Origin of the sequence: Arthrobacter sp. NPDC056727 (assembly GCF_042790555.1) — a bacterium.
Lineage (GTDB): Bacteria > Actinomycetota > Actinomycetes > Actinomycetales > Micrococcaceae > Arthrobacter.
Genome location: NZ_JBHTZA010000001.1, coordinates 303,422 through 319,499 on the forward strand (window position 1 = coordinate 303,422; position 16,078 = coordinate 319,499).

The following is a 16,078-nucleotide window of genomic DNA, read 5'->3' on the forward strand; positions in this document are numbered from 1 at the left end:
AGCACCATGACCAAAAATGTGAAGACGCGGAGCCGCGGCGGCCTCCGGCCCGCCGAGCTGCGCGGAATCCTGACACCAGCCCGGAACGGGGAAGGACCTGTCCTGACGTCGGCCTTTCCCGACCATGTGGCACGGTGGAGCCAGGGAGAAAGGCTGAACAAACTGTTTGAGGACCGCTGCGACACCCTCGCAGAGCAGGGCCGCGCGGATCAGCTCGCCGTTGACGCCGAGGACACGGTCCTTACCTACACCGAACTGGACCGGCGCGCCAACCAGCTGGCACGCTACCTGCTGGACTGCGGTGCCAGGCCGGGGGACCGGATCGCCCTGCTGTTCGACCAGCCATCCTTGTCCTATGTGGCGATGCTTGGCGTGCTTAAGATCCACGCCGCCTATGTGCCGCTGGATCCGGGCTTCCCGCCGGACCGGCTCAAGTACATTGTCGAAGACGCCGACGTAACGGCCGTCCTCTCGCTGGCGCACCTGCGGGACCTGATGCCGGAAGTGGCCGCGCTGACAATATGCCTGGACGATGTCCGGGAGCACGTGGGCGCACTGGACCCTCACCGGCTGGAGGAGGATTCCCTGCCTGGCGGAACCAAGGACGAGCTCGCCTACATTATTTACACGTCAGGATCCACGGGCAGGCCGAAAGGCGTCGCGATCGAGCACGCGAGCATCTGCAACTTCGTGCGGGTCGCCTCGGCCCTCTACGGGATCGAGCCTGCCGACCGCGTCTACCAGGGGATGACCATCGCTTTCGATTTCTCTGTTGAGGAAATCTGGGTTTCCTGGCTCGCCGGGGCCACGCTGGTGCCCAAGCCTGCAGGCACCACGCTTCTGGGTACCGATCTTGCCTCCTACCTGGTGGCGAAACGGATCAGCGCCCTGTGCTGCGTGCCCACCCTGCTGGCCACCATCGACGAGGACCTGCCCGAGCTGCGATTCCTGCTGGTGTCAGGCGAGGCGTGCCCGCGTGACCTGGTGACCCGCTGGCACATTCCCGGCCGGCGCTTCCTGAATGTTTACGGGCCGACGGAGGCGACGGTCACGGCCACCTGGGCCCTCGTGGACCCGGACGGTCCTGTTTCCCTGGGCGTCCCGCTTCCCACCTACTCCGCCGTCATCCTGGATCCCGCCGAAAGCCGGTCGCTGCCACAAGGTGAGTCGGGGGAGATCGGGCTCGCCGGCGTCGGGCTTGCGCGGGGCTACGTCAACCGTCCGGACCTGACCGCGAAGGCCTTTGTTCCCGACTTCCTCAACATCGGCAACAACCCGTCAGGCAGGATCTACCGCACCGGAGATCTGGGCAGGATCAACAAGGACGGGGAAATCGAGTACCTGGGCCGCATTGATACCCAGGTCAAGATCCGCGGGTACCGGATTGAACTCGCGGAGATAGAGTCCTTCCTTTTGCAGTTCCCGGGAATCGCACACGCGGTGGTCGACACTTTCGAACCAGAGCCCGGGCTGGTGGAACTCGCGGCCTACTTCACGCTGCGCCATGACGCCGGGACCGTGGATCCACCGGACATCTACCAGATGCTTCGCACGAGGCTTCCCGGCTATATGGTGCCTGCCTACTATGAGCAGCTCGACACCATTCCGATGATGGCCAGCGGCAAAGCCGACCGGAAGCGGCTGCCGCGTCCGGCCGCGCGGGTCAGCCTGGCCGCGACCGGAAGCTATGCCGCTCCCGGGACGCCGGCCGAACTCTCGCTGGCCGAGCAGCTGGGGGCGATCCTGGGCCTGGACCGGGTGTCGGCCGACGCGCACTTCTTCAGTGACCTCGGTGCCAACTCCCTGCTGATGGCCCAGTTCTGTGCCCGGGTCAGACGCAACACCGGCCTTACGCCACCGGCGATCCAGGACGTTTACCAGAACCCCACAGTCCGCCAGCTCGCTCTGGTGCTCACGGCCGCAGAACCCGTGTCTGAAGCGGAAAGTGCCGCGCGGCCCGCGCAGTCCGGGCCCGACGTGCCCGGTGAGCCGGCCGTGCCGCTTCCGGGTACATTCCAGTACATCGTGTGCGGCGCCATCCAGCTGGCTATTTTCCTGGGCTACACCACGTACGCCGCGTGGCTGGTGGTTGTCGGCTTTGGCTGGACGACCACCGGCAGCAACCTGTTCGACACCTGGCTGCGTTCCGTCGCTCTCGGCGCCGCCATGTTCCTGTTGCTCTCCCTGACCCCGGTGCTGCTGAAATGGGTCCTGATCGGCCGGTGGAAGCCCCGGCAAATCAGGATGTGGAGCCTGGACTACATCCGGTTCTGGCTGGTGAAGACGCTGACACGGGCGAACCCGCTGGTGTTCTTTGCCGGTTCACCGCTGTATGTGCTGTACCTGCGCATGCTCGGGGCAAACATCGGCAAAGGCGCGGTGATCTTCTCGCGGCACGTGCCGGCGTGTCCGGACCTGCTGACGGTGGGCGAGAATACCGTGATCCACAAGAACTCCTTTTTCCTCTGCTACCGCGCCCGCCCGGGCGTCATCGAGACCGGACGCGTGACGCTCGGCAGCAACGTCCTGCTATCGGAGAACACCACGCTCGACATCTGGTCTTCGATGGGCAACGACACTCAGCTCGGGCACGCCTCCGCGCTGCAGACGTCGGAGTCCATACCGGACGGTGAGGTCTGGCACGGTTCCCCCGCAGCCCGCACCAGCGCGAATTACCGCCGCGTTCCTCCTGTGCGCCTCACCACGCGCCGGAAGGTGATCTTCAGCCTGTTCCAGCTGACGAGCCGGTTTGTGGTGGTGGTTCCGGTCGCCGTCGTCGGGCTCAGCAATCTACTGCCCCCCTATCTGGATCCCGAAAACCTCCGCCTGGGAGACCTGAATTTCCTGCTCCAGATCATGGCCGTGACCTTGGTCCTGTTTCTCACCGGTCTCATCGGCGGAATGCTCTTTGTCCTCGGTGTTCCGCGGCTGCTCAACCTCTTCCTCAAACCGGACAAGGTCTACCCGCTCTACGGAGTGCATTTTTCCATCCAGCGGATGATCTCCCGGATTTCCAACGCCTCGCTGTATCTGAACATCTTCGGCGACAGCTCGTACATCGTGCACTACCTGCAGGCCCTGGGTTACAACCTCTGCAAAATCGAGCAGACGGGATCCAACTTCGGCCCCGCCATCGCCCACGAATCCCCCTTCCTGACCACAGTCGGAACGGGAACAATGGTCTCCGACGCCGTCAACATCATGAACGCCGACTTCTCCAGCACATCGTTCCGAGTGTCCCGGGTGCGGATCGCGGGCCGCAATTTCCTGGGAAATCACCTCACGATTCCCATCGGTTCGCGCGTGGGCGAGAACTGCCTCCTGGCCACGAAGGTGATGGTTCCGATCGACGGGCCGGTGCGGACCGACGTCGGACTGCTGGGTTCGCCGGCGTTCGAAATTCCACGGTCCGTCCAGCGCGATGCCCGGTTCGACGAACTCAAGACCGAGGAAGCGAAGAACCGGCTGCTCCCCGCGAAAAACCGGCACAACATCGTGACCATGGTGCTCTTCCTGGCCGAGAACTGGTTCTGGGTATTCGCCGCCACGCTCAGCAGCGCCGTTGCCGTCGCCGCCCACGGAGTCCTGGGTGTACTGGCGCTGTCACTGTCCATGGTGGCCTTCCTGCTGTTCCGGATATTTTTTTCCGCTCTCGTGGAGCACGCCATCCTGGGCTTCCGCCCCCTGAAACCCCAGTACTGTTCCATTTACGACCGCTACTTCTGGCATCACGAACGCCTCTGGAAGCTGATGACCGCAGCGCCCTTCAACGGGACACCGTTCAAGCCCATGGTCTGGCGGCTGCTGGGCGTCAAAGTCGGCAAACGCCTTTACGACGCCGGCACCGGCATCCCGGAGAAGACACTCGTAACCATCGGCGACGATTGCGCCTTCAACGAAGGCTCCATCATGCAGGGACATTCCCTGGAGGACGGAACCTTCAAGTCCGGCTACATCGTCCTGGGCGACCGGTGCTGCCTCGGCGTGGAGGCATTTGTCCACTACGGAGTGACGATGCGCAACGGATCAACCGTCGGGGCCGACGCCTTCCTGATGAAAGGCGCCGAAGTTCCGGAGGACTCCGTGTTTGTGGGCAACCCGGCCCGGGACGTGACCCCGCCGCGACGCATCATGGCGCCTTCACCGGAAGTTTCCTCCAGCCCGCGCCACAGGGCACTTGTCGACAACCAGGCACCGGACAGGGCGGCTACAGGCAGGGCGCCGGTTGAGCGGCAGCCTGAGGCCGTGGCAGCCGTGCACCCCCGCCATCGGGCAACGGCGGCCGGGCGGAACGACGCCGTGGCGGCCTTGCGGGAAGATGCTCACCGGAGGTCCCACGCCAGCTCCCACCGGCACCGGAGGATGGTGTCACGGTGACGAAGATGCCAGCCCAGTGGAAGTACCGTCTTCCATTGCCGGAACCCGCCCGCCGCTGAGTCCGGCTACCGCCAAGCATCAGAAACCGGTACCGACGGTGGTAAGCCAGATGCATGAGATGAGTGCCGGCGGCAGCATGCCGCCGGCGGCGCAGACGGATCCTGCTGCGAACGTGCAGGCAGGTGTCACCGTCTACTTCCCCGGCGGCGAGCGGAACCTGCTCTATGTTGAGGTCGACGGGCAGTGGGTGGAATACGTAAAGTCCGTTACGACGCCGGAGGCGGCGGGGCGAACCCACACGCTTTCTGTCACTGATACGCACGCCTGCCCTGATACCGGGGCCGGTCCCGTCCACTGGGCCGGATACACCTGCCACAGCCCTTACGAAATTACCCGTGAACCCAGGCGCCGGCTGTATTACGATCCCCGCTCCAGGCCGGACCTGTTCCTCGCTTTTGACGGGCAGGGGCCCAGCCTGCCCCTGCCGGTCCTGGAGTTGGCCCGCGACCCGGAGGACCCCGCACCGTGGCTGGATCCCGATACCGGCGAGCGGTTCTCGTCCGACGGGGCCAGTTTGGTCCTGAAGCTCCTGAGGTATGCCCCGCGAAAGCTGTTTACGGCTCCCGCTGTTTGGTAATACACTGCTCGTTCACACGGAGGTTACAGTTTGGCGTCATAGCCTGAACGGGTCAGCCAGCCTCACCTTAGGAGAACGCAATGGCCGATGACACAAGCACCATGGAGTTCGTCGGGCGGGTCGCCATGAAGTGGCTGGAGGACTTTGCAGACAATCCCAAGCACGGCAGCTACATGGAGGCCGTGGCTGACCTGACCACCCTGATTCTGGGCGGCGCCATCGAAGCCGCCGGGCTCGTGGCCGAGGAAGCCCCTGGACTTGTTGGCTCGGGGGCAATGGGCCGCCAGGACGAACTGCAGGACGAGGCCCAGGCAGGCTAACAGTTCCGGCCCTCAAACAAACGCGCCTGTCAGAGCCGGTTCGCCCCGGTCACCCGGACCACGGCCGTGCCCGTCTCGTCCGAGGCGGCCAGGTCCACCTCCGCGGAGATTCCCCAGTCGTGGTTGCCCGCGGGGTCGTCGAAGATCTGCCGGACCTTCCAGACGCCGGGTTCCTCGGTGATAATGAGCAGCCCGGGACCGCGGGCGTCAGGGCCGGTGCCGATGTCCTCATGCTCGTCGAAGTAGTCGTCCAGCGCATCTTCCCAGCGGTCGGCATCCCAGCCGGTGTCGCCATCGAGCTCGCCCAGCGCTGTGGCGTCCTCGTCGGCAAAAAGCTCGACGCGCCGGAACATCTCGTTCCTGACCATGACCCGGAACGCCCGGATGTTGGACGTGAGCGACGGCGGCCGGGGAGGCGGCGCGTCGTGCGGCGTCGGGGCGGCCCCGGAGGTCAGTTCCTCCCACTCGTCCAGCAGGCTGGAGTCCACCTGCCGTACCAGTTCGCCGAGCCACGCGATCAGGTCCTCGAGGTTCTCCCGGAGCGCGTCCTGCGGCACGGTCTGCCTGAGCGCCTTAAAGCCGTCCGCCAGGTACCGCAGCACGATGCCCTCAGAGCGGGCAAGCCCGTAAAACTGCACAAACTCACCGAAGTTCATCGCGCGCTCATACATGTCCCGGATGACCGACTTGGGTGCCAGTTCAAAGTCGCCCACCCACGGCGCTGCCTTCCGGTACACCTCGAAGGCCTCGCCCAGGATCTCCGCGAGCGGCTGGGGATAGGTGACCTCGTCAAGCATGGCCATCCGCTGCTCATACTCGATGCCGTCCGCCTTCATCGCAGCCACGGCCTCGCCGCGCGCCTTCTTCTGCTGCGCGGAGAGGATCTGCCGCGGCTTCTCCAGCGTGGCTTCAATTACTGAAACCACGTCGACGGCGTAGGACGGCGATTCGGGGTCCAGCAGGTCCAGTGCGGCCAGCGCAAACGGTGAAAGCGGCTGGTTCAGGGCAAAGTTCGGCTGCAGGTGGACGGTCAGGCGCACGGCACGGCCGTCCGCCCCCTGCTCGGCAGCCGGGATGCGCTCCACAACCTCGGCCGCGAGCAGCTCCCGGTAAATACCCAGGGCCTTCTTCATGAGCCGAAGCTGGGAGGGACGGCTCTCGTGGTTTTCGGTGAGGAGTCGCCGCGCCGCGGCGAACGGATCGCCGGGACGCTCCATAAGGTTCATGAGCATCGCGTGGGTCACGGTGAAGCTGGAGCTGAGCGGTTCCGGAACGGACTCCACCAGGCGGTTGTAGGTGGGTTCACCCCAGGACACGAATCCCTCCGGCGGCTTTTTCTTTACCACCTGGCGCAGCTTCCGCTGGTCATCACCGAACTTGGCGGTGGCCTTGGCCATCGCCTTCACGTTCTCCACGACGTGCTCGGGAGCCTGTACCACCACCGTGCCGGCCGTATCGTACCCGGCCCGGCCCGCCCGTCCGGCAATCTGGTGGAACTCACGTGAGTTAAGCAGGCGGGTGCGTACGCCGTCGTACTTGCTCAGTGCGGTGAGCACGACGGTGCGGATGGGCACGTTGATTCCCACGCCCAGCGTGTCCGTGCCGCAGATGACCTTGAGCAGGCCGGCCTGGGCCAGCTGCTCCACGAGCCGGCGGTACTTGGGCAGCATGCCCGCATGGTGCACGCCAATGCCGTGCCGGACCAGGCGGTTCAGCGTCTTGCCGAAGCCGGCCGCGAACCGGAAGTTCGCGATCAGCTCGGCGATCTTGTCCTTCTCCTCGCGCGTGCACACGTTGATGCTCATGAGGGTCTGGGCGCGCTCAATGGCTTCCGCCTGGCTGAAATGCACCACGTAGACCGGCACTTCCCTGGTGCCCAGCAGCTCTTCGAGCGTCTCGTGGACGGGCGTCTCGCGGTAGTAGTAGTGCAGCGGAATCGGGCGTTCGGCAGAGCTGACGGTGGTGGTGGGCCGTCCCGTGAGCTCGGTCATGCCGGCTTCGAAGCGGCTGACGTCGCCCAGCGTCGCGGACATCAGGAGGAACTGTGCCTGCGGAAGTTCCAGCAGCGGCACCTGCCACGCCCAGCCGCGCTGCGGATCGGAGTAGAAATGGAACTCATCCATGATGACGGAGCCCAGCTCGGCCGCCGCACCTTCGCGCAGGGCGGTGTTGGCCAGGATCTCGGCGGTGCAGCAGATGATCGGAGCGTCCTGGTTGACGCCGGAGTCGCCGGTGATCATGCCGACGTTCTCCGCCCCGAAGATCTCGCAGAGGGCAAAGAACTTTTCGGACACCAGGGCCTTGATGGGGGCGGTGTAGTAACTGCGTTCGCCGCGGGCCATCGCCTGGAAATGGGCGGCAATGGCAACCAGGGACTTGCCTGATCCGGTGGGCGTCGCCAGGATGACGTTGGCGCCGGAGGCCAGCTCCATGATGGCCTCGTCCTGGGCCGGGTAGAGCTGCAGGCCCCGGCTTTCAGTCCACTCCACAAAGCGCTCGTACAGCGTGTCCGGGTCCGCGCCGGTTCCGGTGGTGATCCGTGCGGACGGGGCGGGGAGCTGTTCAACGAGTTTCATTGCTTTCCAGCTTAGTGCCAGCGCGTCCCTGAGCGGTTTCGTCCCGGCCCGGCGCTAGGCTCGGCGTGCCGGGAGATGTACCTGTCCTGGCCATTCGAAGGAGTTCGACAGAGGAGGCCATGTGTGGGATCCCGCCAGATACGTCCAGTTCGGCGACTACCGGCAGCGCCCGTTCTTTGACCTGACCGGCCGCGTCCTTGCCGACGCGCCGCGGGAGGTGGTGGACCTGGGCTGCGGCCCCGGAAATCTGACCGCCACGCTCGCAGCCCGCTGGCCGTCCGCCCGGGTGGTGGGCCTGGACTCCTCGGCGGAGATGCTCGCCACCGCGGAACAGCACCGGCAGTCGGCGCCGGGGCTGGAGTTCACGCTCGGGGACATCGCATCCTGGGCGCCGTCCGCTGACACGGACGTCGTGGTGAGCAACGCGGCGCTGCAATGGGTTCCCGGGCATCCTGAGCTGCTGGCGGGCTGGCTGAAGGCGCTGAAACCGGGCGCCTGGTTCGCCCTGCAGGTTCCGGGCAACTTCACTTCCGCGTCCCACACGCTGATGCGGGATGTCGCCGAGTCACCGAAGTGGGCCGGCAAACTCGCCGGCGTGCTGCGCCACGATGAGGCCGTGGCACCGCCTGCACGGTACCTGGAAATCATGCTCGACGCCGGGTGTGCGGCAGATGCGTGGGAAACCACCTATCAGCAGGTGCTCACCGGCGAAAACCCGGTGCTGGATTGGGTCCGGGGCGCCGGCCTGCGGCCTGTGCTGGCCGCCCTGTCGCCGGATGACGCCGCCGGGTTCGAGGCCGAATACGGCGCCCGGCTGGCCGACGCATATCCGGCCACACCGCACGGCACGGTGTATCCGTTCCGCAGGATCTTCGCGGTGGCCCGCAAGCTTTAAGGTCGCCGCTCGCGCCGCGCGGGCCGAGTCCCGCGCACTCCGATGTGATCTGGCTTACAATGGCCAAGCGGTTATTGGGGGCCGGCCCAGGCTCCCGTACGCCCTGGCAAAGTAGGAGGTGCGGTGCTGATTGGCTTAATGCTCCGCCTCCTCGGCGAGCACCGGGCCGCTGTCTGGGCGATCGTCGCGCTCCAGGTGGTGCAGACGGCGGGAAACCTGCTGCTGCCGACCCTCAACGCCAGCATCATCGACGACGGGATCCTCGCCAACCAGCCAGGGGTGATCCTGGGACTCGGCGGCTGGATGCTGGTGCTGACCGCGGTGCAGGCCGCAGCCGCCCTGGGCGCCGGATACCTCGGAGCCGACGTCGCCATGAAGATTGGCCACCGCCTGCGGCGGGAGCTGTTCTCCCAGGTCCAGGCGATGTCGTCCCAGGAGATCGGAACCTTCGGCACCCCCAGCCTCGTCACCAGGGCCACCAACGACGTCCAGCAGATCCAGACCTTCGCGGTCCTGGTCTTCACCATGCTCGCCGCCGCGCCCGTCATGGGCATCGGCGGAGTCATCCTGGCCGTCCAGCAGAACGCGGCCCTGTCCGCCGTCGTGATAGTCATCGTCCCAGTCCTGGTGCTCATCATGTACCTGATCGTGCGCCGCCTCATCCCGCTCTACCGGCAGGGCCAGGGACTCATCGACGGCATCACCCGGATCCTGCGTGAACAGATCATCGGGGCCAACGTCATCCGGGGCTTCGTCCGGCAGAAGCATGAGGCCGCCCGCTTCGCGGAAGCGAACCGGCGGCTGACCAGGAACAATCTCCAGTCGGCGCTCCTGGTTGCGGGCATGCTCCCGATGATCATGATCGTGGTGAACCTGTCCTCGGTGGCCGTGGTCTGGTTCGGCGGGCACCTGATCAGCAGCGGCAGCATGGAGGTGGGTGCCCTGACGGCCGTCATTGCCTACATCCTGCAGATCCTGCTGGCCATCATGATGGCCATGTACGTGTTCAGCACCGCACCCCGCGCGGCCGTCTGCGCCGAACGGATCCAGGACGTCCTGGACGTGACGCCGGCCGTGGCAGCCGTGGCGCCGGCGCCGACTGCCGCGCCGTCGACTGCGGATGGCGGGGGAGTGCAGTTCAGCCACGTCTGGTTCGCCTATCCCGGTGCGGAGTCGCCGGTCCTGGCCGACATCTCATTTACGGCCCGCCCCGGCACAACCACGGCCATCATCGGTGCCACGGGCAGCGGCAAGACCACGCTGCTGAACCTCCTGCCGCGGTTCCTGAACGCCACCTCCGGTGAGGTCCGGCTCGGCGGAACCGATGTCCGGACGCTGCCGCCGGACCAGCTGCGCCAACGGATTTCGGCGGTGCCGCAGCACTCCTACCTGTTCTCCGGCACCGTGGCGAGTAACCTGCGGATGGCCGCGCCGGAGGCCACCGAGGACCAGCTGTGGCAGGCCCTGCAGCTGGCGCAGGCCGAGGACTTCGTCCGCGGGCTCCCCGAGGGTCTCCAGGCGGCCGTTGCCCAGGGCGGCGCCGGGCTGTCCGGCGGGCAGCGCCAGCGTCTCTGCATCGCCCGCGCCATGCTCCGCGACGCGGATCTCTACCTCTTCGATGACAGTTTCTCCGCCCTCGACCATGCCACCGAGGCCGCGGTCCGGCAGGCGCTGGCGCCCATATTGGAAGCGGCCACGGTGCTGATGGTGGCCGAACGCATCCCCACCATCATGGGCGCGGACCGGATCCTGGTGCTCGAGGAAGGCCGGCTGGTGGCACAGGGAACCCACACCGAACTGCTGGCCCTGTCGCCCACCTACCGGGAGATCGCCGAGTTTCAGCTGGCCCTGGATGAGCAGCCGTGAGAAGCGGGCGCCCATGAAGGGCACACACGCAGCGAAACGCACCACCGGCAGCTTCCTGCCGGCGGCCAAACGCCTCCTCGGCCTGCTGCGCCCCTCCAAGGGGAGGATGACACTGGCAGTCGCGGCAACCTGCGGCTTCGCCGCCCTCAACGTGGCGGCTCCCAAGCTCCTCGGCGACGCCACGGACGTCGTCGTCGACAGTTTCATGCACGGCACGTTCGACGCCGGCCGGCTGGCAATGCTGCTCGGCGTGGTCTCGCTGATGTACGTCGGCACCTCCGTCTTCAACTGGGTCCAGGGAGTCCTGACCGCGCAGGCGGTGCAGCGTCTTGTCTTCGGGCTCCGCGCCGCCGTCGAGGACAAACTGCACCGGCTGCCGTCGTCGCACTTCCAGGAGCAGGCCAGGGGCGATGTCCTCAGCCGGGCCACCAACGACGTCGACAACATCTCCCAGGCGCTCAACCAGCTGCTGACGCAGCTGATCATGTCAGTGCTGATGCTGTGCGGTTCGCTGGCCATGATGCTCTGGATTTCTCCGCTGCTGGCGGCCATCGCCATTGTGTCTGTTCCAGTCTCCACGCTGATCACGGTGTTCATGGCGCGCCAGTCCCAGGCCTACTTCGCCGCCCAATGGGCCTCCACCGGGGAACTGAACGCCCACATCGAGGAATTCATCACAGGACACGAGGTCATCAAGGCGTTTGGGCAGCAGGACACTGCGTCGGCCATCTTCGGCCACGGCAACGACCGGCTGGCCCGCGCCAGCGCACGCGCCCAGTTCGTCTCCGGAGCGGTGCAGCCACTCATGGTCTTCGTGGCCAACGTCAACTACGTGGCGGTGGCCGTCGTCGGCGCGCTGCAGGTGGCGGCGGGAGCCATGACGATTGGCGGCATCCAGGCGTTCATCCAGTTCAGCCGCCTGTTCACCCAGCCCATGGGGCAGATCGGCGGCATGCTCACCCTGATGCAGTCCTGCGCAGCCTCGGCTGAGCGCGTCTTCGCCCTCCTTGACGAGCCTGAGATCCCCCGCGGGGACGGTGTTCCTGCCCGCCGGGACAATCTGCGCGGCCGGATCGAGTTCGAAAACGTCACCTTCGCGTACACCCCCGGGTCTCCGGCTGTCAGCGGGCTGTCCTTCTCCGTCCTCCCGGGGCAGACCGTGGCCATCGTCGGGCACACCGGCGCCGGCAAGACCACCGTGGTGAACCTGCTCATGCGCTTCTACGAACTCGATTCCGGACGCATCACGATCGACGGCACGGACATCGCCACGGTGCCCGTGGACTCGCTGCGGTCCAGCTTCGCCGTCGTCATGCAGGACGTCTGGCTGTTCACTGGCACGGTACGCGACAACATCGAATACGGCCAGCCGGGGGCCGGCGATGACCGCATCCTGGCCGCCGCCGAGGACAGCCACGTGGACCACTTTGTGCGGTCGCTGCCCGCCGGCTACGCCACGGTCCTGGGCGACGACGGCGATTCGCTGAGCCAGGGCCAAAAGCAGCTCATCACGATCGCCCGGGCCCGCCTCGCCGACCGCAGCGTCCTCATCCTGGACGAGGCAACAAGCTCGGTGGACACCCGGACCGAGGTGCAGATCAAGCTCGCGATGAACCGGCTGAGGCAGGGCCGGACCAGCTTCATCATTGCCCACAGGTTGTCCACCGTGCGCGACGCTGATCTAATTCTCGTCATGGATCACGGACGCATTGTTGAACAGGGGACGCACAGCAGCCTGCTGTCCGTGGACGGCCACTACCGGCATCTGTATGAGGCGCAGTTTAGCGGGACGGACCGCGAACTTGGCGCCAACCGGCGGCACCACGGCCGGCACGCCGCCGGGCAGCAGCGCTACCGGGAGTCCGGCCTGTGACCGCCAGCGATACGTTTCCGGGGCAGTGGAAGCCGAACACAAGCAGCTCGGTGGCCCTGTTTGAACAGCTGCGGCTCCACGTGATCGAACAGGCGGACCAGGGAAAGCTTGCCCCCGGCACCAGGCTGCCGGCGGTGCGGAGCCTTGCCGGAACCCTCGGCGTAGCACCCCACACCGTGGCACGGGCGTACAAGGAACTCGAGGCGGCAGGCGTCGTCGCCACCAAGGGCCGGAACGGGACGGTGGTCTGCGCCCGGGACGAACGGTGGGTGGCGCTGTCCGAGGCCGCGGCAGACTATGCCGCGGCGGCAAAATCACAGGGAGCGACCTTCGCGCAGGCCGTCCACCTGCTGGCGGCGGCCTACGACGCCGAGTAGCGAAGTGGCGCAGCACACCCGCGTGGATATTCGAAGAAGTTTTCGACTAGCATTAGTGGGTGCCTAAAGCCGTAGCTGAAGAAACCGCCGTTGCCCCTTCCGCCGTCGTCCCCCTGAATCCCGCCATACCGGCGCGCCCGGACCTTTCTCGGCTGGTGGTCAAGGGCGCGCGCGAGCACAACCTGCGCAACGTCGACCTCGACCTGCCGCGCGACGCCATGATTGTCTTCACCGGCCTGTCCGGCTCGGGCAAGTCCTCCCTGGCCTTCGACACCATCTTCGCCGAGGGCCAGCGCCGCTACGTCGAATCGCTCTCGGCCTACGCCCGGCAGTTCCTGGGCCAGGTGGACAAGCCCGACGTCGACTTCATTGAGGGCCTGTCGCCGGCGGTCTCGATCGACCAGAAGTCCACCAGCAAGAACCCGCGATCCACGGTGGGCACCATCACCGAGATCTACGACTACATGCGTCTCCTGTGGGCGCGCGTGGGCCGTCCGCACTGTCCTGTGTGCGGCGAGCCCGTGATCAAGCAGACCCCGCAGCAGATCGTGGACCAGCTCCTCGAGCTGGAGGACGGCACCCGTTTCCAGATCCTCGCCCCGGTGGTGCGCGGACGCAAGGGTGAATTCGTCGACCTCTTCAAGGAGCTGACCGCGAAGGGCTATTCGCGCGCCCGGGTGGACGGCGACCTCACACAGCTGAGCGATCCGCCCAAGCTCGGCAAGCAGTTCAAGCACACCATTGAGGTGGTGGTGGACCGGCTCGTGGTCAAGGAAGGCATCCGGCAGCGGCTGACGGACTCCATCGAAACGGCGCTGGGCCTTGCCGAGGGCCGCGTCCTGGCCGACTTTGTCGATCTCGACGCCGACGACGCGCACCGCACGCGGGCCTTCTCGGAGAATCTGGCCTGCCCCAACGAGCACCCCCTGGCCATCGATGAGATCGAACCCCGGTCCTTCTCGTTCAACAACCCGTTCGGCGCCTGCTCGGCCTGCAGCGGCATCGGCACCCGGCTGGAAGTCGACGAGGAACTCATCATTCCCAACCCGGAGCTCGCGCTCGAGGACGGCGCCATCGCCCCGTGGTCCCTCGGCACCGCGACCACCGAATACTGGAACCGGCTGCTCGGCGGACTCGCCCTGGAACTCGGGTTCTCCATGAACACGCCCTGGCAGGACCTTCCCAAGGACGTCCGCCAGACTGTCCTGCACGGCAAGGACCACAAGGTTGTGGTGCAGTACCGCAACCGGTTCGGCCGGGAGCGCAAGTACAGCACGGGCTTCGAGGGCGTGGTGCAGTACGTGCACCGCAAGCACACCGAAACCGAGTCCGACTTCGCCAGGGACCGGTATGAGGAGTACATGCGGCAGATCCCCTGCCCGGCATGTAACGGCGCCCGGCTGAACCCGGCCTCGCTCTCGGTCCTCATCAACGGCAAGTCCATTGCCGAGGTCGCGGCCTTGCCCATGCGCGAATGCGCGGCTTTCCTGGACAACCTCGTGCTGACCGGCCGGGAGGCGCAGATCGCCCACCAGGTCCTCAAGGAGATCCAGGCCCGCCTGACCTTCCTGCTGGACGTCGGCCTGGAGTACCTGAACCTGGAACGCCCGTCCGGAACGCTCTCCGGCGGCGAAGCCCAGCGCATCCGGCTGGCCACCCAGATCGGCTCGGGCCTCGTCGGTGTCCTCTACGTCCTCGACGAGCCGTCCATCGGGCTACACCAGCGCGACAACCGTCGCCTGATCGAAACCCTGACCCGGCTCCGGGACCTGGGCAACACCCTCATCGTGGTCGAACACGACGAGGACACCATCCACGAAGCGGACTGGATCGTGGACATCGGCCCGGGCGCCGGCGAGCACGGCGGAGAGGTGGTCCACTCCGGCTCCTACGAGGCGCTGCTGGCGAACACGAAGTCCCTCACCGGCGACTACCTCTCCGGCCGGAAGAGCATCGACGTTCCCAAGAAGCGGCGCAAGTACGACAAGAAACGCGAGCTGAAGGTGGTCGGCGCCCGCGAGAACAACCTCGTCAACGTCGATGCCGCTTTTCCCCTGGGCCTGTTCACCGCGGTGACCGGCGTCAGCGGCTCCGGCAAATCCACCCTGGTCAACGAGATCCTGTACAAGGTGCTGGCCAACAAGCTCAACGGCGCCAAGCAGGTGGCCGGGCGGCACCGCACCGTCCAGGGCCTCGAGCACCTGGACAAGGTGGTGCACGTGGACCAGAGCCCGATCGGCCGTACCCCGCGGTCCAACCCGGCCACGTACACGGGCGTGTTCGACCACATCCGCAAGCTCTTCGCCGAGACCACCGAGGCCAAGGTCCGCGGATACCTTCCCGGGCGGTTCTCCTTCAACGTCAAGGGTGGCCGCTGCGAGGCCTGCTCCGGCGACGGCACGCTGAAGATCGAGATGAACTTCCTGCCGGATGTCTACGTTCCGTGCGAGGTCTGCCACGGTGCCCGGTACAACCGGGAGACCCTCGAGGTGCACTACAAGGGCAAGACCATCGCCGACGTGCTGAACATGCCCATCGAGGAGGGCGCCGAGTTCTTCGCGGCTTTCTCCCCGATCGCGCGGCACCTGAAGACCCTCGTGGACGTCGGCCTCGGCTACGTCCGGCTGGGCCAGCCCGCCACCACGCTGTCCGGCGGCGAGGCGCAGCGCGTCAAGCTCGCGGCGGAGCTCCAGAAGCGGTCCAACGGGCGCAGCGTCTATGTCCTGGACGAGCCCACCACCGGGCTCCACTTCGAGGACATCCGGAAGCTGCTCATGGTGTTGCAGGGCCTCGTGGACAAGGGCAACACCGTCATCACCATCGAGCACAACCTCGACGTCATCAAGAGCGCCGACTGGCTGGTGGATCTTGGCCCCGACGGCGGTTCCGGCGGCGGCAGGATCGTGGCCACCGGCACGCCCGAGCAGGTTTCCAAGTCATCGGAAAGCCACACCGCGAAGTTCCTGGCCGAAATCCTCGGCTAACGCGCGCACAGCGCCCATTCGCGGCAGTAACGGCGGCCCGCCAGAGCAACTGGCGGGCCGCCGTCGTATCCCCGGATCCGCCGTCGCCCTCCGCTCATTTGGAGTTTTGTACAGATAATGGCCGCTAAACGCCCCGGAAGTCGCGACAAGTGGACAAAAACTCCTCATTGGGG

9 protein-coding genes are annotated in these 16,078 nt (G+C 66.3%); 8 read left to right on the forward strand and 1 reads right to left on the reverse strand.

All coding sequences use genetic code 11. The features are described 5' to 3' along the window. Positions 1-6 precede the first annotated feature (6 nt). The 3 genes from ACFRAH_RS01355 (at position 7) to ACFRAH_RS01365 (ending at position 5,334) form a co-directional block, all read left to right on the forward strand. On the forward strand, positions 7-4,377 hold the full coding sequence (locus ACFRAH_RS01355) for a Pls/PosA family non-ribosomal peptide synthetase (protein WP_377989115.1): 4,371 nt from the start codon (positions 7-9) through the stop codon (positions 4,375-4,377). A gap of 109 nt (positions 4,378-4,486) precedes the next feature. Continuing rightward, positions 4,487-5,014 (forward strand): hypothetical protein, encoded by a 528-nt coding sequence (locus tag ACFRAH_RS01360; protein WP_377989116.1) that lies wholly within the window; start codon positions 4,487-4,489, stop codon positions 5,012-5,014. 80 nt (positions 5,015-5,094) lie between these two features. Further along, positions 5,095-5,334, forward strand: a complete 240-nt coding sequence (locus tag ACFRAH_RS01365; RefSeq protein ID WP_377989117.1) for a hypothetical protein — start codon at positions 5,095-5,097, stop codon at positions 5,332-5,334. Between the two features lie 29 nt (positions 5,335-5,363). Here the strand turns inward: ACFRAH_RS01365 and ACFRAH_RS01370 are convergent, their stop codons facing one another. Continuing rightward, positions 5,364-7,910 (reverse strand): DEAD/DEAH box helicase, encoded by a 2,547-nt coding sequence (locus tag ACFRAH_RS01370; RefSeq protein WP_377989118.1) that lies wholly within the window; start codon positions 7,908-7,910, stop codon positions 5,364-5,366. Positions 7,911-8,031: 121 nt separating this feature from the next. Here ACFRAH_RS01370 and ACFRAH_RS01375 point away from each other — a divergent pair, with 121 nt between their 5' ends. The 5 genes from ACFRAH_RS01375 to uvrA all read left to right on the forward strand — a co-directional run bounded on the left by ACFRAH_RS01375 (position 8,032) and on the right by uvrA (position 15,905). Then, the gene (locus tag ACFRAH_RS01375; RefSeq protein WP_377989119.1) at positions 8,032-8,805 is read left to right on the forward strand and encodes a trans-aconitate 2-methyltransferase; all 774 of its coding nucleotides are present in this window, start codon (positions 8,032-8,034) and stop codon (positions 8,803-8,805) included. Between the two features lie 123 nt (positions 8,806-8,928). After that, positions 8,929-10,671, forward strand: coding sequence for an ABC transporter ATP-binding protein (locus ACFRAH_RS01380; protein ID WP_377989120.1), 1,743 nt, complete (start codon positions 8,929-8,931; stop codon positions 10,669-10,671). 13 nt (positions 10,672-10,684) lie between these two features. After that, the gene (locus ACFRAH_RS01385; protein ID WP_377989121.1) at positions 10,685-12,544 is read left to right on the forward strand and encodes an ABC transporter ATP-binding protein; all 1,860 of its coding nucleotides are present in this window, start codon (positions 10,685-10,687) and stop codon (positions 12,542-12,544) included. Further along, positions 12,541-12,921, forward strand: a complete 381-nt coding sequence (locus ACFRAH_RS01390) for a GntR family transcriptional regulator (RefSeq protein WP_377989122.1) — start codon at positions 12,541-12,543, stop codon at positions 12,919-12,921. Before ACFRAH_RS01385 ends, ACFRAH_RS01390 begins: the two co-directional genes overlap by 4 nt. 59 nt (positions 12,922-12,980) lie before the next feature. After that, on the forward strand, positions 12,981-15,905 hold the full coding sequence (gene uvrA / locus ACFRAH_RS01395) for an excinuclease ABC subunit UvrA (RefSeq protein WP_377989123.1): 2,925 nt from the start codon (positions 12,981-12,983) through the stop codon (positions 15,903-15,905). Positions 15,906-16,078: the final 173 nt, after the last annotated feature.

Coding starts and splice junctions, on each gene's coding strand:
- ACFRAH_RS01355 (WP_377989115.1), top strand. CDS start 7: ATGACCAAAAATGTGAAGACGCGGAGCCGCGGCGGCCTCCGGCCCGCC.
- ACFRAH_RS01365 (WP_377989117.1), top strand. CDS start 5,095: ATGGCCGATGACACAAGCACCATGGAGTTCGTCGGGCGGGTCGCCATG.
- ACFRAH_RS01385 (WP_377989121.1), top strand. CDS start 10,685: ATGAAGGGCACACACGCAGCGAAACGCACCACCGGCAGCTTCCTGCCG.
- ACFRAH_RS01370 (WP_377989118.1), bottom strand. CDS start 7,910: ATGAAACTCGTTGAACAGCTCCCCGCCCCGTCCGCACGGATCACCACC.
- ACFRAH_RS01360 (WP_377989116.1), top strand. CDS start 4,487: ATGCATGAGATGAGTGCCGGCGGCAGCATGCCGCCGGCGGCGCAGACG.